The following is a 20,743-nucleotide window of genomic DNA, read 5'->3' on the forward strand; positions in this document are numbered from 1 at the left end:
ATATATCTCGATGAGCCTTTGATGAGTTTTGATATTGCCAAATACCCGACACTGGCGTTAGTTGACTCCACCCAGGAGTTACGTCTGTTGCCGAAAGAGAGCCTGCCGAAGCTGTGCGACGAGCTGCGTCGCTACCTGCTCGACAGCGTAAGCCGCTCCAGCGGCCATTTCGCCTCCGGGCTTGGCACGGTAGAGCTGACCGTGGCGCTGCACTACGTCTATAACACGCCGTTCGATCAGCTTATCTGGGACGTGGGCCACCAGGCCTATCCGCACAAAATTCTGACCGGACGTCGCGATAAAATTGGCACTATTCGCCAGAAAGGCGGCCTGCACCCCTTCCCGTGGCGCGGAGAGAGCGAGTATGACGTACTGAGCGTCGGCCACTCCTCGACCTCCATTTCTGCGGGCATCGGTATTGCCGTTGCCGCCGAAAAAGAGAACAAGCAGCGCCGCACCGTCTGCGTGATTGGCGACGGTGCCATTACCGCCGGTATGGCCTTCGAGGCCATGAACCACGCGGGCGACATCAAGCCGGACATGCTGGTTATCCTTAACGATAACGAAATGTCGATCTCCGAAAACGTCGGCGCGCTGAACAACCATCTTGCGCAGCTGCTTTCAGGCAAGCTCTACTCCTCGCTGCGCGAAGGCGGCAAAAAAGTTTTCTCCGGCGTACCGCCGATTAAAGAGCTGCTCAAGCGTACCGAAGAACACATCAAAGGTATGGTCGTACCGGGCACCCTGTTTGAAGAGCTTGGCTTTAACTATATTGGCCCGGTTGACGGCCATGACGTGCTGGGTCTGGTGACCACGCTCAAGAACATGCGCGACCTGAAAGGCCCGCAGTTCCTGCACATCATGACCAAAAAAGGGCGTGGCTACGAGCCAGCGGAAAAAGATCCGATCACCTTCCACGCGGTGCCGAAATTCGATCCGTCCAGCGGCTGTCTGCCAAAAAGCAGCGGCGGCATGCCGAGCTATTCCAAAATTTTCGGCGACTGGCTGTGCGAAACCGCAGCGAAAGACAACAAGCTGATGGCGATCACTCCGGCCATGCGTGAAGGCTCCGGCATGGTGGAGTTCTCCAGAAAATACCCTGACCAGTATTTCGACGTTGCTATTGCCGAGCAGCATGCGGTGACGTTTGCAGCTGGCCTGGCGATTGGCGGCTACAAGCCGGTTGTCGCTATCTATTCCACCTTCCTGCAGCGCGCCTACGATCAGGTTATCCACGACGTGGCCATCCAGAAGCTGCCGGTGCTGTTTGCTATCGACCGCGCGGGCATCGTCGGTGCCGACGGCCAGACGCACCAGGGCGCGTTCGATCTCTCCTTCCTGCGCTGTATCCCGGATATGGTTGTCATGACGCCAAGCGACGAGAACGAATGTCGTCAGATGCTGTTTACCGGCTACCACTATCAGGATGGCCCAAGCGCGGTTCGCTACCCGCGCGGCAATGCAGTGGGCGTCGAGCTGCTGCCGCTGGAAAAACTGCCGATCGGTAAAGGTCTGGTGAAGCGTCGCGGTGAGAAAGTGGCGATCCTGAACTTCGGCACGCTGATGCCGGAGGCGGCGAAAGCGGCTGAAACGCTGAACGCTACCCTGGTGGACATGCGCTTTGTGAAGCCGCTGGATGAGTCCCTGATCCTGAATATGGCTGAGACGCACGACGTGCTGGTTACGCTGGAAGAAAACGCCATTATGGGCGGCGCGGGCAGCGGCGTGAATGAGGTGCTGATGGCAAACCGTAAGGCCGTGCCGGTGCTGAACCTCGGCCTGCCGGACTACTTCATTCCGCAAGGCACCCAGGACGAAGCGCGCGCGGCGATTGGCCTGGACGCTGCCGGTATCGAAGCCAAAATCCGCAGCTGGCTGGCATAACCCCTCCCCTTTTCCGCTCCTGCTATGCTTAAACCTCATGTTTAAAACAGCAGGAGCGGACCGTGCAATACACAACATTAGGAAAAACCGACCTTAGCGTTTCCCGGCTTTGCCTGGGCTGCATGACCTTTGGCGAGCCGGATCGGGGAAACCACGCCTGGACGCTGCCGGAAGAGAGCAGCCGCCCGATAATCAAACGCGCCATCGAGGGCGGCATTAACTTCTTTGACACCGCCAACAGCTACTCCGACGGCAGCAGCGAGGAGATTGTCGGCCGCGCCCTGCGCGATTTTGCCCGCCGGGATGACATCGTCGTTGCCACCAAAGTCTACTATCCAGTGGGCGACCTGGCTGAGGGCCTGTCTCGCGCGCAGATCCTGCGCTCCATTGACGACAGCCTCAGACGCCTGAACATGGATTACGTCGACCTGCTGCAGATCCACCGCTGGGATTACAACACGCCGATCGAGGAGACGCTTGAGGCGCTCAACGACGTGGTGAAAGCCGGTAAGGCACGCTATATCGGCGCGTCGTCTATGCACGCGTCGCAGTTTGCTCAGGCGCTGGATCTCCAGGCGAAGCATGGATGGGCGCGCTTTGTCACCATGCAGGATCACTACAACCTGATCTACCGGGAAGAAGAACGCGAGATGCTGCCGCTGTGCCATCAGGAAGGCGTGGCGGTGATCCCGTGGAGCCCGCTGGCGCGCGGTCGATTAACCCGCCCGTGGGGAGAAACCACGGCTCGTCTGGTATCGGATGAAGTGGGAAAAAATCTTTATTCCGGTACCGAAGCCAGCGATGCGTTGATTGCCGAACGGTTAGCCGGAATTGCCGATGATACCGGCGCCACCCGCGCGCAGGTGGCGCTGGCTTGGCTGTTGGGCAAGCGCGGGGTTGCGGCACCGATTATCGGCACATCGCGGGAAGAACAGCTGGATGAGCTGCTGAATGCGGTTGATATCACGCTTACGCCGGAGCAGGTTGCCGAGCTGGAAACGCCGTATCAGCAGCATCCGGTGGTGGGGTTTAAATAAGCCCTCACCCTCTAATCCGTAGGCCGGGTAAGGCGTAGCCGCCACCCGGCAATACAGAGGTACAAACTCACGCGAAGTGATCGTACCCTTTCCAGTCCAGCGTAACGGGCGCACCGTCTTTCACAAACTTCAGCCCTTCACTCTCCGGCATGATCTGACCGATACAGGTAAATTTCGCGCCGAGATGCGCTAACGCCACGTCCAGCGTTCCACGGTTCAGCTCAGGAACGGTGAAGCACAGCTCGTAATCCTCGCCGCCGGATAGCGCCCAGCGCAGCGCCTGCTCAGGCTCTACATGGCGAAGCAGTTGCTCAGACAGCGGGAAGAGATCCAGGTCAACGCGCGCGCCCACGCCGCTGGCCTTCAGGATATGCCCGAGGTCCGAGATCAGCCCGTCAGAGAGATCGATAGCCGAGCTGGCCCGCTCGCGCAGTGCCTGACCGTGCAGAATGCGCGGCGTTGGGCGCAGGTGGCGTTTCACCAGATATGCCGCATCGTCAGCGTCCTTCACGGTTAAGCGATCCTGAAGGATCGCCAGCCCTGCCGCGCTGTCTCCCGGCGTACCGGTCACATAGATCCAGTCGCCCGGTTTAGCGCCCGAGCGCTTCAGCGCGCGACCGAGCGGCACATAGCCGTGGATCGCCAGCGTCATCGACAGCGGCCCGGCAGTCGTATCGCCGCCAATCAGCTGCATATCGTAGTAGTTCAACTGCTCAAACAGCGCATCGCTAAAGGCTTCCAGCCAGGCTTCATCCACCTCTGGTAGCGTCAGAGCCAGCGTCAGCCACGCGGGATCGGCTCCCATCGCCGCCAGATCACTGACGTTCACCGCCAGGGCTTTATACGCCAGATCGGCAGGATCGATATCGGGCAGGAAATGACGTCCGCACACCAGGGTGTCGGTGCTGATTGCCAGCGTCTGCTTTTCAGGAATATTGAGAAGTGCACAGTCATCGCCAATGCCGGTTTCAACATCAAGACGAGAGGTTCTGACACGGTCGAAATAACGGGCAATCAGGGAGAATTCGCCGCATGCCATACGTTATGCCTCAGCAAATAAAAGAAAAAACCGGAGCCGCACTGCCCGTCAGGCAATGCAGGACTCCGGTTTGCGGATCACTTTTTGTGGGGACGGATCGCAGGTGCTGCTTTATCAAGTACGCCGTTAACAAACTTGTGGCTGTCTTCAGCGCCGAAGGTTTTCGCCAGTTCGATCGCTTCGTTGATGGCCACTTTGTACGGGACATCATCACGTTTAGACAGCTCAAACAGCGCGATACGCAACACTGCTTTTTCCACCTGGCCCAGCTCTTCGAGCAGACGGGACAGGTATGGCTTCATCAGGCCATCGAGATACGCGCTATTAGTCGCCACTCCCGACAGCAGTTCACGGAAGTACAGAACGTCAACGTCTTTCACGTCCTGTTCTGACAGGAACTGGTATTCAACATCAGCGATGTCGTTCTGGGACAACTGCCAGGAGTAAAGTGCCTGGACGGCACATTCACGGGCGCGGCGACGAGCAGCAGGTTTCACGGAATTCCCCTTACAAAAAAATCAGGCCTTGATGGCTTTCAATACATTGATCATTTCAAGCGCGGTCAGTGCAGCTTCTGCACCTTTGTTACCGGCTTTGGTGCCAGCACGTTCGATGGCTTGTTCAATACTTTCGGTGGTCAGCACGCCGAACGCGACAGGAATTTCAGCATCCTGCGCAACGTGTGCCAGACCGTTGCTTGCACCGCCCGCAACGTATTCGAAGTGCGCAGTGCCGCCACGAATAACAGTACCCAGCGCAATCACCGCGTCGTATTTACCGGTTTTCGCCAGCGCGCCCGCCGCCAGTGGCAGTTCGTAAGCGCCTGGAACCCAAACAACGGTAATGTTGTCATCTTTAACCTGGCCGATACGTTTCAGGGCGTCAATCGCACCTTCCAGCAGGCTGTCGTTGATGAAGTTGTTGAAACGCGCAATGGTGATGGCGACGCGAGCGTCCGGGGTAGCTACAGCAGCTTCAATAATGTTCATACTCTTCCTTTACGGGTTCATTTGGCCCCGCAGGGGGGCGGATTTTATCATAATACTTTGCGCACTGCTTCCCTATTTCGGGAGCAATTACGCTGTCGTTAAATGGAGGCAGACATCCGGACCCACCGGACGAATCTCGCTGAATGTGAGTTGCGGTGCGTCGGCCAGTTTTTCAATGCCGGGCAGCACAAACAAGCCGCGCGCGTCGTGACCTAACAGTTTAGGTGCAACGTAGACGAGCAGTTCATCCACCAGCCCCGCCTGAAGCAGCGCGCCGGCAAGCGTCGGGCCAGCTTCGACCCAGATGCTGTTCACCTGCTGCTTGCCGAGCAGCATCATCAGCACCACCAGATCCAGATGCCCGTTATGCTCCGGCACCATAACGCTGCGCACGCCTTCCGGCCAGTCGCGCGTATCTTCCCTCGTGCGCGCAATCCAGGTTTCACCCGGCTGCTGGACGATGCGGTGCTGCGGCGTTACGCGGTTCTGGCTATCAATAACAATACGCAGCGGCTGACGCAGGTTCTCCTGCGGATAAAGCGCCTGGGTATCGGCATTCAGTTCATCCCAGCGCACGGTCATGGCCGGATCGTCAGCCAGGACCGTTTCACTGCTGGTGAGGATAGCATGGCTTTGCGCGCGCAGACGTTGCACATCGCGCCTTGCCTGTGGCGAAGTTACCCACTGGCTTTCGCCGTTTGCCATCGCCGTACGGCCGTCCAGCGAGGCGCCCAGCTTGAGCTGAATATACGGGAACCCTGTGCGCATGCGCTTCAGGAAGCCTCTGTTGAGGGCTTCAGCGTCCTGCATCATCAGCCCATGGCTGACGTCAATCCCTTCCTGCTGCAGGCGATACAGGCCGCGTCCGGCCACCTGCGGATTCGGGTCCTGCATCGATGCAACCACGCGTGAAACGCCCGCAGCAATCAGCGCTTCACAGCACGGCGGCGTACGCCCGTGATGGCTGCAGGGCTCCAGCGTCACATAGGCGGTGGCGCCGCGCGCCTTCTCGCCGGCCATGCGCAGCGCATGAACCTCCGCATGCGGCTCGCCTGCACGATAGTGAAACCCCTCACCCACGATCTCGCCATCTTTCACGATAACGCACCCGACGTTCGGGTTGGGATGGGTGGTAAAACGACCGCGCTGCGCCAGCTTCATGGCTCGCGCCATGTACATCTCATCGTGCATGAGCTTAATCCTGTAAGCGGGCGATCTCTTCGCCAAACTCTTTGATGTCTTCGAAGCTGCGGTAGACCGAAGCGAAGCGGATATAGGCGACCTTATCGAGCTTTTTCAACTGCTCCATCACCAGGTTGCCGATCATTTTGCTCGGCACTTCACGCTCGCCAAGGCCTCGCAGGTAAGATTTAATGTGGTTTAGCGCCATTTCGACGTCATCCGCGCTGACGGGCCGTTTTTCGAGGGCCTTCAGCATTCCGCTGCGCAGTTTCTCTTCATTAAACGGCTCGCGCACGTCGTTACTTTTTACCACGCGCGGCATTACCAGCTCTGCAACCTCAAAGGTCGTGAAACGCTCGTTGCACACCAGACACTGCCGACGACGGCGCACTGAAGACCCTTCGCCCACAAGACGAGAGTCGATGACTTTGGTATCCACAGCGGAGCAGAATGGGCAATGCATACGGTATCCCTGTTATCTGGTTAACTGATTTTCATTTTACCCTGATCTGGCCTGACAACAAAGGAAGAGCTTTTTTGAGACAAAGGATCTATGTCTGGCGACGCGTTGCTGGCTACCATTATGGGGATCCGTTATTTCAAGGAAATAAACGCTATGACAAGACGTTACCTGAGAATTTTACTGGTGGGGAGCCTCTTCACCCTCAGTGCCTGTGCACAGCAAACCGAAGTCCGTCAGATGAAACAAAGCGTGAATACGCTCAACACGGCGATGGACAAACTGAACAAAGAAACGGTGAAGATCACCCAGCAAAACGCGCTGAACGCCAAATCCACCAGCGGGGTGTACCTGCTGCCGGGGGCAAACACGCCTGCTCTGCTCAACAGCCAGATTGGCACGCTGAAAATGTCGCTGGTGAACGTGGCGGCGAATGCGGATGGTACGCGCGCAACATTGCGTATTCATGGCGAATCTAACGATCCGCTGCCAGCCTTTAGCGGTACCGTCGAATGGGGACAGATCCAGGGCACCACGGAGAATTACCAGGAGGTGAATGTGAAGAATCAGCTGTTCACCGCTCCGGCCAGCGTGTTAGCGCCCAGCGATGTGGATATTCCGCTTCAGTTAAGCGGCCTTACGCCTGAGCAGTTAGGCTTTATCCGCATTCACGATATCCAACCCGCCGCGCAGTAATCCCCTCCTTTTGAGCGGAGTGAAATGTCACTCCGCTAACATTTACATTTCGTATGGATTGGCAACAGAAATGATTGCCGCTACAATCCCGGCCGTTTAAAGTACGCAAACGTGAACGCAATCGATTACGTGTGTGAGAGATATGTGAAACAACACATATTTTTGTGAGCAGGGATTCCTATAATAGGCACCGCAGAAACACGAAATATTTAGAAACGCAATTCGCGCATTTTTCACTCCCGGAAGGGAATTTCAATCAGTGGCATGATTATGAAAAAAACATTACTCGCAGCCGGTGCAGTTCTGGCACTTTCCTCCTCTTTCACTGTTAACGCAGCGGAAAACGAGAAACCACAATACCTCTCCGACTGGTGGCACCAGAGCGTTAACGTGGTAGGCAGCTACCACACCCGTTTCGGACCACAGATCCGCAACGATACCTACCTGGAGTACGAAGCATTCGCCAAGAAAGACTGGTTTGATTTCTATGGCTATATGGATGCACCGGTCTTCTTCGGTGGTAACTCTCAGGCTAAAGGTATCTGGAACCACGGTTCCCCACTGTTCATGGAGATCGAACCGCGCTTCTCCATCGACAAGCTGACCGGCACCAATCTGAGCTTCGGTCCGTTTAAAGAGTGGTACTTCGCGAACAACTATATCTACGACATGGGCCGCAACGAGTCTGGTCGTCAGAGCACCTGGTATATGGGTCTGGGTACCGACATCGACACGGGCCTGCCAATGAGCCTGTCCCTGAACGTATACGCGAAATATCAGTGGCAGAACTACGGTGCTGAAAACCAGAACGAGTGGGATGGCTACCGTTTCAAAGTGAAATACTTTGTTCCAATTACCCAACTCTGGGGCGGTAACCTGAGCTACATCGGCTTCACCAACTTCGACTGGGGTTCAGATCTGGGCGATAAGAGCGGTTACGCAGAGAACGGTATTAAGCAGCGTACCAATGACTCCATCGCCTCCAGTCACATCCTGGCGCTGAACTACGATCACTGGCACTACTCTGTTGTGGCACGTTACTGGCACAACGGCGGCCAGTGGAACGACGACGCTAAACTGGTATGGATGAACGAACACGTCCGTTCTACCGGCTGGGGTGGTTACCTGGTCGTAGGTTACAACTTCTAATCAGTGCGGGACCGTGCGGGCTGATGCCCTCACCCTGCCCCTCTCCCACAGGGAGAGGGAACAAATACTAAAAACGGCAATACACGTTGCCGTTTTGCTTTTACCTCGCCACCCGGCTTTTTACTGCCTCACCTTCCGCAAAAAATCCGCCAAAGACCTGTCCGCACTCTCGCTGAACCGCCTCTCCGTCTGCACAATATTGAGACACCGGTCGAGCCGAAAACAGCGGTAGTCATCGCGCCGTTCACACCACGCTGCCAGCAGCCAGCGCTCCCCCCAGAAGAACAAGCCCAGCGGCTGAACCTCACGTTTTGAGAGCTGCCCGGCTTCATCACGATAATGCAGCGCCAATACGCGCTGGGCGGAAATCGCCTGATGGATCATGTCAAAATCGCTGCGGGAGTGGCTTTGCATGCAAAAATCCGGGGCGTAGATCCGCGTCTGCTCCGCCTTTCGACGGCTCTCCTCGGGCAGGATAGCCAGCACCTTCTCCTGGGCCGACTCCAGCTCGCGCGACAGCGATTCGCCTCCCCAGGTTTTAAGCAGGCGAATCGCGACCATCAGCGCTTCGGATTCTTTATTTGTCAGCATCAGCGGCGGCAGATCAAAACCCGACATTAGCCGATATCCACTTCCCGCCTCGCCTTCCACCGGCACGCCGGAAAGCGACAGGTCGCGGATATCGCGGTAGACCGTGCGCTCGGACACGCCAAGCCGGTCCGCCAGATGCGCTGCCGTTGTCAGACGCCTGCCCCGCAGGATCTGCACAATCTGAAACAAACGGTCAGCGCGTCGGGTCATATCTCATTCCGCTCTCAGGCAGGTTGATGGAGGCCGACGCGGTTACCCTCGCTGTCGGTAAACAGTGCGATAGTGCCGATACCATGCGGCAGTTCCAGCGGGCCAAATACGCACTCGCCGCCCGCGGAGGCAATGCGATCGAGCGTCGCCGCCAGATTGTCAGTATGCAGGTAAATAATAGCGCCCTGCAAAGACGGTGTAACGCCGTCAAATTTTGCCAGCGCCCCACCGGTGGCGGGATCCTCATGCGGAAAAACCGCCAGCTCTGCGCAATCCATTTTCTCGCGACGCAGCGCGAGCTGCATGACCGGCTCATAAAATTTGATGGCGCGATCCATATCCGAGACCGGAATTTCAAACCAGTTAATTACGCTTTTCATACATCCTCCTGTCTGTTGTTTGGGTTCAGAAGGAGTCTACGACAGGGCTCCTGACAGCATACTGTCAGGAGTGTTTATCAGGAGCAGATAAAAAAAATCCCGGTCAACAGACCGGGATTCCGATAACGCACTAAACGTCGCCTTACGGCAGAATGGACGGCTGATCCGCCCCTTCTTTTTCGACTTTCTGCTGGAGCAGGTGCTCGCGCTTCATACCGAGTTTCAGGGCCAGGGCGGACGCGACGTAGATGGACGACGCCGTACCGATGGAGACACCGATCAGCATGGTCAGCGAGAAGCCTTCCAGCACCGGGCCACCGAAGAGGAACAGCATCAGGATTACCATCAGGGTGGTACCGGATGTGATCAAGGTACGGTGCAGCGTCTGGGTCAACGACACGTTAAAGATTTCGTACGGCGTGCCGCGACGGATCTTACGGAAGTTTTCACGGATACGGTCAGATACCACGATACTGTCGTTCAGTGAGTAACCGATAACGGACATCAGGGATGCCACGATAGTCAGGTCAATCTCAATGTGGAACAGAGACAGTATGCCCATGGTGATCACCACGTCGTGCGCCAGCGCGATAACCACACCGGCCGCCAGTCGCCACTCGAAGCGGAAACCGACGTACACCAGGATGGAGATCAGCGCCACCAGCAGCGCCATGGCGCCGGTCTGCGCCAGGTCTGCACCCACGCTCGGGCCGACGAACTCAATACGCTTGACCGCCGCGCTCTGGCTGGTGGTCTCGTTAATGACCTGTACGACCTTACTGCCCAGCTCCTGGCTGCCGTTGGCATCGTGCACCGGCGGCATACGCACCATGATGTCGCGGCTGCTGCCGAAGTTCTGCAGCAGCGGCTCTTCAAAGCCCGCTTTCTGCAAAGACAGACGCATCTGGTCCATATCGACCGGTTTTTCCAGGGAGATCTCGATGACCGTACCACCGGTGAAATCCAGACCCCAGTTAAAGCCTTTCACGCCCATAACGATGATGGACAGAATCAGCAGTAAACCTGAAATGCCGAAGGCCCAGTAGTCCCAGCGCATAAAGTCCCAGACTTTACGGCCATGGTTCAATTGTTCAACAGTATATTCCTGTGCCACAACGCACTCCTCAGATAGACAGCTTTTTGACGCGCTTGCCGCCGTACAGCAGGTTCACGATGGCACGGGTGCCGACAATAGCGGTAAACATTGACGTTGCGACACCGATACCGGTTGTAATCGCAAAGCCTTTGATCGCGCCAGTACCCACTGCATACAGGATAAGAACCTTAATCAGTGTTGTTACGTTCGCATCGAAAATGGAGCTGAACGCGCCTTTATAGCCTTCGTCAATCGCCTGCTGAACAGAGCGACCGTTGCTCAACTCTTCTTTGATACGTTCGTTAATCAGTACGTTGGCGTCGACCGCCACCGCAAGGGTCAGAACGATACCCGCAATCCCCGGCATGGTCAGCGTCGCCCCCGGCAGCAGGGACATAATGCCGATGATCAGCACCAGGTTCGCGATCAGCGCGGACGTCGCAATCAGACCAAACTTCTTATAGAAGAAGATCATGAAGAGGATAGAGACCGCCAGACCGGCCAGACACGCTTCCAGACCCTGCTGGATGTTTTGCATACCCAGCGTTGGACCAATGGTACGTTCTTCAACAATCTGAATTGGCGCAATCAGCGCACCGGCACGCAGCAGCAGAGAGAGCTGACGCGCTTCGTTCGGGTTGTTAATACCGGTAATACGGAAGCTGTTACCCAGACGAGACTGGATGTTGGCGATGTTAATCACCTCTTCCTCTTTCTCCAGCACCGCACGACCGTTTGCATCTTTCTTACCGCTGTCTTTGTACTCCACGAACAGGGTCGCCATCGGTTTACCGATGTTGTCCTTAGTGAAGTTAGACATAATGTTACCACCCGCGCTATCCAGCGAGATGTTAACCTGCGGCTGGTTGTACTCATCCTGGCTCGACGTGGAGTCAGTGATGTGGTCACCGGTCAGGATCACGCGCTTGTACAGCACAACCGGCTGACCTTCGCGGGTCTGTTTCACTTCGGAGTCGCCCGGAATACGGCCAGACGCCGCGGCGGACTGGTCGACATTGGAGTTCACCAGACGGAATTCCAGCGTCGCGGTCGCACCGAGAATCTCTTTCGCACGCGCGGTATCCTGGATACCCGGCAGTTCAACCACGATACGGTCAGCACCCTGACGCTGTACCAACGGCTCAGCCACACCCAGCTGGTTCACACGGTTACGCAGAATGTTGATGTTCTGCTGAACGGCATATTCACGCGCTTCTTTCAGACGCGCATCGGTCATCACCGCACGCAGCTGGTTGCTGCCCTGAGAGGTGATCACCAGGTCACGGTGACGTTGGGTCAGGTAATCTACAGCCTGATCGCGCGCCGCGCTGTCGCGGAACGTGATGCTCATGCCGTAGTTATCTTCTTTACGCACGGTAGTGTATGGGATGCCTTTGTCACGCAGATCGCTGCGCAGGCTGTCGATATTCTGTTCCTGCAGCTTGCCGAGCGCGGTATCCATATCCACTTCCATCAGGAAGTGAACGCCGCCACGCAGGTCAAGACCGAGTTTCATTGGCTCTGCGTTCAGCGCAGCCAGCCAGCGAGGGGTTGCAGGAGCAAGGTTAAGCGCCACGACATATTTGTCACCCAGCACGCCCATCAGCGCTTCGCGAGCGCGGAGCTGCGTGTCGGTGGTGTCGAAGCGAGCAAGAATTGCACCCTCTTCCAGAGCCACAGACTTAGCGGTAATTTTTTCTTCTTGTAACGTTTTCTGGACCTGGATCAGCGTTTGCTCACTGGCGGCGACACCGCGCGCGCCAGTGATTTGAACAGCCGGATCCTCACCATACAGGTTGGGAAGCGCGTACAGCAGGCCGACGATAATCACGACGACCAGCATGATGTACTTCCACAAAGGATAACGGTTTAACACGGCAGTTCCCTTTGGGAAAAGTTGGGATTACAGCGCCTTCATAGTGCCTTTCGGCAGAACGGCAGCTACGAAGTCACGTTTGATAACCACTTCAGTGGTGTCGTTCAGGGCGATAGCAATGTAGCCGCTTTCAGCCACTTTGGTTACGCGGCCGACCAGACCACCGTTGGTCAGCACTTCATCGCCTTTCGCGATGGAGTCCATCAGCTTTTTGTGCTCTTTGGTACGCTTCTGCTGTGGGCGCAGGATCATGAAGTAGAAGATCAGACCGAACACAACCAGCATCAGGATCAGAGACATCGGGCTGCCCTGCGCCGGAGCACCTGTTGCCGCTACCGCATCAGAAATAAAAAAGCTCATTCAAATTCCCTCATTATTAATATTAATCAACGTTCAACGGTGGAACATCCCGCCCCTGACGTTGGTAAAAATCGGTCACGAAGCTCTCTAATTTACCCTCTTCGATAGCCTTGCGTAAACCAGACATTAAGCGCTGATAGTAGCGAAGATTATGAATCGTATTGAGACGCGCGCCCAAAATCTCGTTACAACGATCGAGATGATGCAGATACGCGCGAGAATAATTGCGACAGGTATAGCAATCGCACTCGGAATCGAGCGGGCTGGTGTCACTCTTATGCTTCGCGTTACGGATTTTCACCACGCCATCGGTAACGAACAGATGACCGTTACGCGCGTTGCGGGTTGGCATCACGCAGTCGAACATATCAATGCCGCGACGTACGCCTTCCACCAGATCTTCGGGTTTACCCACACCCATCAGGTATCGTGGTTTATCCGCCGGGATTTGCGGGCAGACGTGCTCCAGAATGCGGTGCATGTCCTCCTTCGGCTCACCCACAGCCAAACCGCCGACAGCGTAGCCATCAAAACCTATCTCTACCAGACCTTTAACTGAGATATCGCGTAAATCTTCGTAAACGCTGCCCTGTATAATGCCAAACAGCGCATTTTTGTTCTGCAGGGAGTCAAAACGGTCGCGGCTGCGCTTCGCCCAGCGCAGAGACATCTCCATAGAGCGTTTCGCGTAGTCCCAGTCTGCCGGGTATGGCGTACATTCGTCGAAGATCATCACGATGTCAGAGCCGAGATCGTACTGAATCTCCATCGATTTTTCTGGATCGAGGAAAATCGGATCGCCGTTGATCGGGTTACGGAAGTGTACGCCCTGCTCGGTGATCTTGCGGATATCGCCAAGGCTGAAAACCTGGAATCCACCGGAGTCGGTGAGGATGGGGCCTTTCCACTGCATAAAATCGTGCAGATCGCCGTGGAGCTTCATAATCTCCTGACCCGGACGCAGCCACAGGTGGAAGGTATTGCCGAGGATAATCTGTGCGCCAGTGGCTTCAACTTCTTCCGGCGTCATCCCTTTTACGGTGCCGTATGTGCCCACAGGCATAAACGCGGGGGTTTCCACCACGCCGCGATCAAACACCAGGCGACCGCGACGCGCGCGGCCATCGGTGGTATCAAGTTCAAATTTCATTTTTTCTCCGACGTCAGAAAAACAGTCCAACGTTGTAATACGGTGCCGCGGACTTATTCCCCGACACGCTCATTCAAAGCCAGCGGATTGTACGTGATAAACATCGCGTCCCCGTAGCTAAAAAAGCGATATTTTTGTTCTACCGCAGACTTGTAGGCATTCATCGTATGCTGATAACCCGCAAACGCGGAGACCAGCATAATCAGCGTCGATTCAGGCAGATGGAAGTTGGTCACCAGCGCGTCAATCACTTTGTACTGATAGCCCGGGTAGATAAAAATCTGCGTATCGCCAAAGAACGGCTCGATAAGATCGCGCTTTGCAGCCTGCGCGGCGCTCTCCAGTGAACGCACGGACGTCGTACCGACGGCCACGACGCGGCTACCCCGCGCTTTCGCCGCCAGCACCGCGTCCACCACATCCTGCGGCACTTCGGCATACTCGGAGTGCATGATGTGGTCTTCAATGCTGTCCACGCGCACCGGCTGGAAGGTGCCCGCGCCAACGTGCAGCGTCACAAACGCCATCTCAATGCCTTTGGCACGCAGCTTTTCCAGCAGCGGCTCATCAAAGTGCAGACCCGCCGTGGGTGCAGCCACCGCGCCAGGCTTCTGGCTGTAAACGGTCTGGTATAGCTCGCGGTCAGCCTCTTCGTCCGGGCGCTCAATGTACGGCGGCAGCGGCATATGGCCGATGGCGTTCAGGATATCGAGCACCGTACGCTCGTCGTTGAATTCCACCTCAAACAGCGCATCGTGGCGCGCGGTCATGGTCGCTTTAATGCTCTCGTCATCGCCGAGCAGCAGCTCCGCGCCCGGCTTCGGTGCCTTAGAGGCGCGAATATGTGCCAGAATGCGTTTATCATCGAGCATACGTTCGACCAGCACTTCAATCTTGCCGCCGCTGGCCTTACGGCCAAACAGGCGCGCCGGGATCACGCGGGTATTGTTAAAGACCAGCAGATCGCCAGGGTTGAGCTTGTCGAGCAAATCGGTGAAAGTACCGTGCGTCAGCTCGCCCGTTGGCCCATCCAGTGACAGTAAGCGACAGCTGCTGCGCTCAGGCATGGGATAGTGAGCAATCAGGGATTCAGGTAGTTCAAAGGAGAAATCGGCGACGCGCATGACGTATACTCGTGACTTAAAAACAGGCGGCATAGTCTAGTGCTCACACCCTTTTGCTGCAACAACTAGCCGCCACTGGACAAATAAAACGCATGAATTTTCTCGCTCACCTGCATCTCGCTCATCTCGCTGACAGCTCCCTGTCCGGCAATTTGCTGGCCGATTTTGTGCGCGGCAACCCCGCTGAGGACTATTCCCCTGAGGTTGTCGACGGGATTTTTATGCACCGCCGCATCGACGTGCTGACGGATAAGCTGCCGGAAGTGACGGAAGCCAAAGCGTGGTTTCGCCCTGAAACGCGCCGCGTTGCGCCGATCACGCTCGACGTGATGTGGGACCACTTCCTGTCGCGCCACTGGGAACAGCTATCGCCGGAGATGCCGTTGCCGGCGTTTGTGCGCTACGCCCACCAGCAGGTGTCGATTATTCTGCCCGACTCGCCGCCGCGCTTTGTGAATCTGAATAACTACCTGTGGTCAGAACGCTGGCTGGAGCGCTATCGCGAGATGGATTTTATCCAGAATGTGCTGAATGGGATGGCAAGCCGCCGCCCGCGGCTGGATGCGCTGCGCGACTCCTGGTATGACCTGGATGAACATTACGATGCGCTGGAGAGCCAATTCTGGCAGTTCTATCCACGCATGATGGCGCAGGCGAAAAACAAACAGCTGTAACAGAATTCACATTGATAGGTAAAAGCTGGTGGAACGATTGTCACCACCTCTTTGTCTTATCCAGGAACACTCTCTATACTGGCTCGCGTTGCGTTCCAAATAACCTTAGTATCTACAGGAGAATCATATGGTTCTGGTAACTCGTCCGGCTCCGGATTTTACAGCTGCAGCAGTTCTGGGCAACGGTGAAATCGTTGAAAACTTCAACTTCAAACAGCACACCAACGGTAAAGCGACCGTTCTGTTCTTCTGGCCAATGGACTTCACTTTCGTTTGCCCGTCTGAGCTGATCGCGTTCGACAAACGTTATGAAGAATTCCAGAAGCGTGGCGTGGAAGTGGTTGGCGTCTCCTTCGACTCTGAATTTGTACACAACGCATGGCGTAACACCCCTGTCGAAAACGGCGGCATCGGTGCGGTGAAATACGCAATGGTTGCGGACATCAAACGCGAAATCCAGCAGGCTTACGGTATCGAACATCCGGACGCTGGCGTTGCGCTGCGCGGCTCCTTCCTGATCGACGCAAACGGCATCGTTCGTCACCAGGTTGTGAACGATCTGCCGCTGGGTCGTAACATCGACGAAATGCTGCGCATGGTTGACGCGCTGCAGTTCCACGAAGAGCACGGCGAAGTGTGCCCGGCTCAGTGGGAAAAAGGTAAAGAAGGTATGGCAGCTTCCCCAGACGGCGTAGCTAAATACCTGTCTGAGAACGTATCCAGCCTGTAATCGGCACGGTTTACGAAGAAGGCCCGCTTATGCGGGCCTTTTTTTATGCCTTACGCTGCGTCTCTCGCCAGATGCGCCAGGCCATGACCGCCAGCAGAATCACGCCCGCAATCAGCACGCCCCACACCAGCAGCGCGTTCATCCTGCTCTCCTGCTCGGACGCAGAGGTCGCGGTCAGACGCCCCTCGCCGCCTAACGCGACATCATCCAGAATGTCGGCCTGCGGCAGGTTCGCCATATCATAGGTCTTGCGCAGATCGGCAGGGATCAGCATGTCAGGCTCCACGCTGGCTGGTTTTGCCGCCCCGTTACCCCAGGCGAGCACGTACGGTGCTTTTCCCTGCGCGTTGAACACCAGGTCATAGCGATCGCGATGCCCGGTGACGCTCGGCAGGTACTCCGGCAGGCGCGCATTCAGCGTCGTGACTTTCACCGCCTGCACCAGGCCCCCGTTAAGCGAAACAGGTGGAGACGTTTTTCCCTCCAGACGGTAAAGAACCTCTTTTTTCAGGGGGTGCCATGCATCTTTATCCGAACTGCGCCACGCTATCTCCACGGGAAGGACGCCATCGCCGTTCAGTGAGATGCTGACAGCACTCAGCGGCTGCGGACGCGCCCAGCGCCACTGCGCTTCGCTTGTCGATAGCTGCTCCCCTTCCCCCTCAAGGTCGATCGCTTCCGGGGCCGCCTGGGCAGGTGCGCTGATTGCGTTTACGCCGGTCAAGGTTATTCCCTGGCTCTGCGCGTTCAGCACCACCAGGAGATAGCGGTTCGTATCGGGAGACAAAACAATATCGGTATCGATCCGGTCCAGCTTAAGACGATCCTGCCCGCTCACCACGTCCAGCAGCGGCATATCCTCACGCAGGGTATACCAGCGCTTAAGATCCTCGCTGTAATAGACCGACGCCGTTCCCTGCCACGGCGTCTGAGGGGTATTCCAGAGCAGCTGTAATTGGGACAGCCTTATTTCCCCCGTATCCTGCTCCGGCAGAGTCAGCAGATAATGCTGGCCGGTTGCGGCGGCATTTTGTCCTTCAAGCACAATCTCAACGCCGTTTGCGGAACGGAGCAGGATCTTATCGCTCTCCTCACCCCCTCGCGCAGGCGCAAGGGGCGACGCGTCCAGCGGAAAGAGGCGCAGCGCCGTGGATTGCACTGCCGCCTGCGGGCGCGTCGCGGTAACCAGGCTGAAGGGAACCGGCTCGCCCGACTGATTAAAGACGCGAACGTCATGCAGATCCGGCGACGTGCTCTGCGCATAGACGGCGAGCGGCAGCGTCACCCGATACCACTGGGAAGGAGCAGACGTATCCAGCGAGCGGCCAAAGGCATAGTCCCGGGGCGATTCCGTTTGTACCTCTTCGCAGAACCCCGGGACGGCAAGCGCCAGCAGCGCGGTACAAGCTACCGCTTTCATCCATTTCATTTTTCATCTCCTGTTTTGGGCGGCAGCGGCGAGAAATACCCCACGATCAGCACCAGTATTGCCACGCCGATAAACGCCACCGCGCGTGACAGACCGCCTCCGCCCGCGCTGTCCACCAGCATCAGTTTAACCATCACCACCCCCAGCAGCGCGGCACCGCCAAGCCACTCCTGACGGGAAGCCCGGCGGGTGGCGTGGACCATGATCACCAGCGCGCTCAGCATCCAGAACAGGGCAAACGAGGTCTGGATAAGCCGCGAATCCCACAGTGATGCCATATTCCAGGCCACGTCGCCGTACCAGGCCAGGGCGCGCATCAGCGCACCGTTAAGCCACCAGAAGCCAAACGCCATAATCGCGACGGCAGGCCACGGACGTGCCTGCGAGAGCAGCGCCGGGTAGTAGCGTTCCACCATCTGATAAAAGACCACCAGCCCCAGCAGCGCGAACGCCGCGCCTTCCTCAAGCGGATTCACCAGCGGCAGCCAGGTCTGACGGTAAACCACGCCGTCCTGGAAATTGGTCACCACCAGCAATACCAGCAGCGCCACGACCACGGGGATCGGTGCTATACACGCGTAGAGTGCGGGCCACTCCCGGAACGGCCACCCGCGACGACGTACCGCCGCAGAGAGCGCCATAATCACCCCGCCGCCTGCGGCCATTGCCAGCCCGCTGCCCCAGGCCGCCATGCCCCACGGCAGCGACCGGGCAAACCAGTAAAGCTCCGCCGCCAGCGCCAGTAAAATCATCCAGAACAGAGACAGATGCAGCCCCCCAGAGATGCGCAGCGCTAAACGGGAGCCGTCGCGCCGCAGCAGCATCAGCGCGGCAGGAAGCGCGATTACCCAGGCCAGATTTGACCAGCCGGCGGCAAATATCTGCTGGTGCGAGAGCTGATAGCCCACCATCACCAGCATCAGCGGCCACAGCAGCCATTTGCTGGCATCCAGTTCCCGCCACGCCAGACGAGCCGCAGCCTGCCGCCAGCCCCAGACCGACGCCGCCGTCAACGCCAGCACGCCTGCCAGAACAGGTAATTCCTGCTTCAACACCAGCCGCGACGCGCCAAATAGCGCCACGAGCCAGAACAGCAGCCCGCCTGCCAGCAGCGCCCAGCTAACCGGCAGAAAGATGTTCCGCCACAGCCAGGCAGCAGCCAGCCAGCAAAGGCTGAGGATGGTGAAGATCAGCAGCAGGCTCAGCGACGTAACGCCATTCATCTGCGCCCACAGCGCGCTGCCGAGCGCCAGCACCAGCAGCGCCGTCCCGCTATAGCTCATGCGTCGCTGGTGCTGCTGCACGCCCAGCCAGAGGATGCCCAGCCCCTCCAGCGCCCAGGCCATCGCCGTCCACCGCGCGGAGAGCGCCAGCGGAATCGCAAGCGTGGCAAATCCGCCGCCGATGGCCAGCGCCGCCATCACCAGCGGTCGTCCGATGGAGGGATAGCGCCGCAGCGCAAGGAACGCGAGGGTAAGATAAAACGCCCCGTATCCCAGCGCGCTCAGGGCCGGGCCATATTCCCAGTGTCGGGTCATGCCGTACTGCATCCCAAAACCCACCAGCGGCGGGGCAAACAGCAGCACGCCGTCAATAATCTGCTTCCCTTTCTCCTGCGCCCTCAGCGACAGCGCTACGCTCAGCACGCCGAAGATCAGCGTATTGGCAATCAGGAACAGCTGGCAGATCCAATAGTCTTCAGGCTGGTAATCACTCAGCCCCCACAGGCCGCCCACGCCAAAGGTAAAGAGCAGCCCGAGCAGGTTAAGCTCGCGCCAGTGCTGCCAGATGCTGATGGCGAGAATGCCGATGGAAAGCAGGAGATAGAAGGAGAACAGCGCCACAAAGCTACCGCCCCCGGTAGATAGCAGCAGCGGCGCAAGATATCCGCCGAGGCTCGCCAGCATGGCAAGGCTCAGCGCTTTCTGCAGCACGGCCAGCCCAACGCTCGCGGCGCAAATCACCACCAGTAGCGCAAAGGCCAGCGTCATCGGCAGCATCTGCCAGAGCCGGAAGGCGCCAAAGACCGTCAGGTAGAGAATGCCCGTCGCCCCGCCCTGTAAGATAAGCGCGTAGATCGGCTGCCTGTGCCGCAGCCGCCACCCAACCGCCAGCAGCACGATGGCAAACAGCGCCGTCGCCACCAGGCGCAGCTCAAGCGGGAACAGGGAGTGTTCAACGGTATAGCGCAGCAGGAATGAAAGACCCAGGAAGAGCAGCAGAATGCCAAGCTTCGCCAGGGGATTGCCCTGCATAAACCAGCGCGCCAGCGAGGTCACTATGCCGCCAAAGGCAGAAGGCTGTTTAGCCGCAGGCGCAGGGGCCGGAGCGGGTTCGGCCTCGATAGCGGGAATCTCGGGACGCCAGGGATCGACAGGCGCGGGAGCGTCCTCAGCCACCGGCGCGGTCACGACCGCCGGAGTAGCAGCTTGCACCTGTTCTGGCTCCGGCGCTATCTCTGCCGCGCCGCGCTGCTCAAGCGCCTCAATGCGCTGGCGTAGCCGGGCGATCTCCTGCTGTGCCGCCGTGCTTCGATTAAACCCGATAACCGCGAGCACGGGCGCAACCAGCAGCGCAAAAACCAGGAACAAACAGCCAAGGATGTAAAGCTCGTCCATGTTTCCACCTTCACCGTATACAATCCGTTAAGATTGACACAAATCGTTGCATTTGCGCCATCTTAAAAG

At 57.5% G+C, this 20,743-nt stretch carries 20 protein-coding genes; 6 read left to right on the forward strand and 14 right to left on the reverse strand.

The window, feature by feature from the left end; genetic code table 11:
• The first annotated feature begins 21 nt into the window (after window positions 1-21).
• Window positions 22-1,884, forward strand: a complete 1,863-nt coding sequence (dxs, locus tag AB8818_RS09270) for a 1-deoxy-D-xylulose-5-phosphate synthase (RefSeq protein ID WP_116341627.1) — start codon at window positions 22-24, stop codon at window positions 1,882-1,884.
• A gap of 62 nt (window positions 1,885-1,946) precedes the next feature.
• Window positions 1,947-2,921 carry an aldo/keto reductase gene (locus AB8818_RS09275; RefSeq protein ID WP_192983445.1) on the forward strand — a complete coding sequence of 325 codons (975 nt, stop codon included), beginning with the start codon at window positions 1,947-1,949 and terminating at the stop codon, window positions 2,919-2,921.
• 67 nt (window positions 2,922-2,988) lie between these two features.
• Here AB8818_RS09275 and thiL read toward each other — a convergent pair whose 3' ends face one another.
• From thiL to nrdR, 5 genes are all read right to left on the reverse strand, one after another.
• Complete coding sequence (gene thiL / locus AB8818_RS09280; protein ID WP_116341632.1) at window positions 2,989-3,960, reverse strand: thiamine-phosphate kinase; 972 nt, start codon at window positions 3,958-3,960, stop codon at window positions 2,989-2,991.
• A gap of 77 nt (window positions 3,961-4,037) precedes the next feature.
• A complete protein-coding gene (gene nusB, locus AB8818_RS09285) occupies window positions 4,038-4,457 on the reverse strand; it encodes a transcription antitermination factor NusB (RefSeq protein WP_006809908.1) in 420 nt (139 codons plus the stop codon).
• 21 nt (window positions 4,458-4,478) lie between these two features.
• On the reverse strand, window positions 4,479-4,949 hold the full coding sequence (gene ribE / locus AB8818_RS09290; RefSeq protein WP_006176874.1) for a 6,7-dimethyl-8-ribityllumazine synthase: 471 nt from the start codon (window positions 4,947-4,949) through the stop codon (window positions 4,479-4,481).
• Window positions 4,950-5,036: 87 nt separating this feature from the next.
• A complete protein-coding gene (ribD, locus tag AB8818_RS09295; RefSeq protein WP_192983448.1) occupies window positions 5,037-6,140 on the reverse strand; it encodes a bifunctional diaminohydroxyphosphoribosylaminopyrimidine deaminase/5-amino-6-(5-phosphoribosylamino)uracil reductase RibD in 1,104 nt (367 codons plus the stop codon).
• 4 nt (window positions 6,141-6,144) lie between these two features.
• On the reverse strand, window positions 6,145-6,594 hold the full coding sequence (nrdR, locus tag AB8818_RS09300) for a transcriptional regulator NrdR (protein WP_008503337.1): 450 nt from the start codon (window positions 6,592-6,594) through the stop codon (window positions 6,145-6,147).
• A gap of 153 nt (window positions 6,595-6,747) precedes the next feature.
• Between nrdR and AB8818_RS09305 the strand changes: the two genes are divergently transcribed.
• Both AB8818_RS09305 and AB8818_RS09310 read left to right on the forward strand, forming a co-directional pair.
• Window positions 6,748-7,287: a DUF3251 domain-containing protein gene (locus AB8818_RS09305; protein ID WP_192983451.1), complete on the forward strand. Its 540-nt coding sequence runs from the start codon at window positions 6,748-6,750 to the stop codon at window positions 7,285-7,287.
• Window positions 7,288-7,557: 270 nt separating this feature from the next.
• Window positions 7,558-8,436, forward strand: a complete 879-nt coding sequence (locus AB8818_RS09310) for a nucleoside-specific channel-forming protein Tsx (protein WP_116341805.1) — start codon at window positions 7,558-7,560, stop codon at window positions 8,434-8,436.
• Window positions 8,437-8,556: 120 nt separating this feature from the next.
• Here the strand turns inward: AB8818_RS09310 and AB8818_RS09315 are convergent, their stop codons facing one another.
• The 7 genes from AB8818_RS09315 to queA all read right to left on the reverse strand — a co-directional run bounded on the left by AB8818_RS09315 (window position 8,557) and on the right by queA (window position 15,223).
• Window positions 8,557-9,237, reverse strand: coding sequence for a YafY family protein (locus AB8818_RS09315; protein ID WP_192983454.1), 681 nt, complete (start codon window positions 9,235-9,237; stop codon window positions 8,557-8,559).
• 14 nt (window positions 9,238-9,251) lie between these two features.
• Window positions 9,252-9,617 (reverse strand): VOC family protein, encoded by a 366-nt coding sequence (locus AB8818_RS09320; RefSeq protein WP_008503341.1) that lies wholly within the window; start codon window positions 9,615-9,617, stop codon window positions 9,252-9,254.
• 142 nt (window positions 9,618-9,759) lie between these two features.
• On the reverse strand, window positions 9,760-10,731 hold the full coding sequence (gene secF / locus AB8818_RS09325) for a protein translocase subunit SecF (RefSeq protein WP_028012143.1): 972 nt from the start codon (window positions 10,729-10,731) through the stop codon (window positions 9,760-9,762).
• A gap of 10 nt (window positions 10,732-10,741) precedes the next feature.
• Window positions 10,742-12,589: a protein translocase subunit SecD gene (secD, locus tag AB8818_RS09330; RefSeq protein WP_192983456.1), complete on the reverse strand. Its 1,848-nt coding sequence runs from the start codon at window positions 12,587-12,589 to the stop codon at window positions 10,742-10,744.
• Window positions 12,590-12,616: 27 nt separating this feature from the next.
• Entirely contained in the window at window positions 12,617-12,949 is a 333-nt protein-coding gene (yajC, locus tag AB8818_RS09335) for a preprotein translocase subunit YajC (RefSeq protein WP_000007630.1), read from the reverse strand.
• Window positions 12,950-12,971: 22 nt separating this feature from the next.
• A complete protein-coding gene (gene tgt / locus AB8818_RS09340) occupies window positions 12,972-14,099 on the reverse strand; it encodes a tRNA guanosine(34) transglycosylase Tgt (protein WP_045259930.1) in 1,128 nt (375 codons plus the stop codon).
• Window positions 14,100-14,152: 53 nt separating this feature from the next.
• Window positions 14,153-15,223 (reverse strand): tRNA preQ1(34) S-adenosylmethionine ribosyltransferase-isomerase QueA, encoded by a 1,071-nt coding sequence (gene queA / locus AB8818_RS09345; RefSeq protein WP_163330415.1) that lies wholly within the window; start codon window positions 15,221-15,223, stop codon window positions 14,153-14,155.
• Between the two features lie 92 nt (window positions 15,224-15,315).
• On the opposite strand from queA, the gene acpH reads away from it, so the two are divergent.
• Together acpH and AB8818_RS09355 are read left to right on the forward strand one after the other, a co-directional pair.
• The gene (acpH, locus tag AB8818_RS09350; protein WP_116341640.1) at window positions 15,316-15,897 is read left to right on the forward strand and encodes an ACP phosphodiesterase; all 582 of its coding nucleotides are present in this window, start codon (window positions 15,316-15,318) and stop codon (window positions 15,895-15,897) included.
• A gap of 127 nt (window positions 15,898-16,024) precedes the next feature.
• Window positions 16,025-16,627, forward strand: coding sequence for a peroxiredoxin C (locus tag AB8818_RS09355; RefSeq protein WP_003859113.1), 603 nt, complete (start codon window positions 16,025-16,027; stop codon window positions 16,625-16,627).
• A gap of 43 nt (window positions 16,628-16,670) precedes the next feature.
• Here AB8818_RS09355 and AB8818_RS09360 read toward each other — a convergent pair whose 3' ends face one another.
• Together AB8818_RS09360 and AB8818_RS09365 are read right to left on the reverse strand one after the other, a co-directional pair.
• Window positions 16,671-18,056, reverse strand: coding sequence for a DUF3999 domain-containing protein (locus tag AB8818_RS09360; protein WP_192983459.1), 1,386 nt, complete (start codon window positions 18,054-18,056; stop codon window positions 16,671-16,673).
• The gene (locus AB8818_RS09365; RefSeq protein WP_192983462.1) at window positions 18,053-20,674 is read right to left on the reverse strand and encodes a DUF2339 domain-containing protein; all 2,622 of its coding nucleotides are present in this window, start codon (window positions 20,672-20,674) and stop codon (window positions 18,053-18,055) included. Before AB8818_RS09365 ends, AB8818_RS09360 begins: the two co-directional genes overlap by 4 nt.
• Window positions 20,675-20,743: the final 69 nt, after the last annotated feature.

This window comes from Enterobacter sp. KB-280D8, assembly GCF_041399405.1.
Classification (GTDB): domain Bacteria; phylum Pseudomonadota; class Gammaproteobacteria; order Enterobacterales; family Enterobacteriaceae; genus Enterobacter; species Enterobacter cloacae_N.

What these genes read in the sequence shown, in the direction of transcription:
- dxs (WP_116341627.1), top strand. Translation starts at nt 22, where the DNA reads ATGAGTTTTGATATTGCCAAATACCCGACACTGGCGTTAGTTGACTCC.
- thiL (WP_116341632.1), bottom strand. Translation starts at nt 3,960, where the DNA reads ATGGCATGCGGCGAATTCTCCCTGATTGCCCGTTATTTCGACCGTGTC.
- ribE (WP_006176874.1), bottom strand. Translation starts at nt 4,949, where the DNA reads ATGAACATTATTGAAGCTGCTGTAGCTACCCCGGACGCTCGCGTCGCC.
- ribD (WP_192983448.1), bottom strand. Translation starts at nt 6,140, where the DNA reads ATGCACGATGAGATGTACATGGCGCGAGCCATGAAGCTGGCGCAGCGC.
- nrdR (WP_008503337.1), bottom strand. Translation starts at nt 6,594, where the DNA reads ATGCATTGCCCATTCTGCTCCGCTGTGGATACCAAAGTCATCGACTCT.
- AB8818_RS09305 (WP_192983451.1), top strand. Translation starts at nt 6,748, where the DNA reads ATGACAAGACGTTACCTGAGAATTTTACTGGTGGGGAGCCTCTTCACC.
- AB8818_RS09310 (WP_116341805.1), top strand. Translation starts at nt 7,558, where the DNA reads ATGAAAAAAACATTACTCGCAGCCGGTGCAGTTCTGGCACTTTCCTCC.
- AB8818_RS09315 (WP_192983454.1), bottom strand. Translation starts at nt 9,237, where the DNA reads ATGACCCGACGCGCTGACCGTTTGTTTCAGATTGTGCAGATCCTGCGG.
- AB8818_RS09320 (WP_008503341.1), bottom strand. Translation starts at nt 9,617, where the DNA reads ATGAAAAGCGTAATTAACTGGTTTGAAATTCCGGTCTCGGATATGGAT.
- yajC (WP_000007630.1), bottom strand. Translation starts at nt 12,949, where the DNA reads ATGAGCTTTTTTATTTCTGATGCGGTAGCGGCAACAGGTGCTCCGGCG.
- tgt (WP_045259930.1), bottom strand. Translation starts at nt 14,099, where the DNA reads ATGAAATTTGAACTTGATACCACCGATGGCCGCGCGCGTCGCGGTCGC.
- queA (WP_163330415.1), bottom strand. Translation starts at nt 15,223, where the DNA reads ATGCGCGTCGCCGATTTCTCCTTTGAACTACCTGAATCCCTGATTGCT.
- acpH (WP_116341640.1), top strand. Translation starts at nt 15,316, where the DNA reads ATGAATTTTCTCGCTCACCTGCATCTCGCTCATCTCGCTGACAGCTCC.
- AB8818_RS09355 (WP_003859113.1), top strand. Translation starts at nt 16,025, where the DNA reads ATGGTTCTGGTAACTCGTCCGGCTCCGGATTTTACAGCTGCAGCAGTT.
- AB8818_RS09360 (WP_192983459.1), bottom strand. Translation starts at nt 18,056, where the DNA reads ATGAAATGGATGAAAGCGGTAGCTTGTACCGCGCTGCTGGCGCTTGCC.
- AB8818_RS09365 (WP_192983462.1), bottom strand. Translation starts at nt 20,674, where the DNA reads ATGGACGAGCTTTACATCCTTGGCTGTTTGTTCCTGGTTTTTGCGCTG.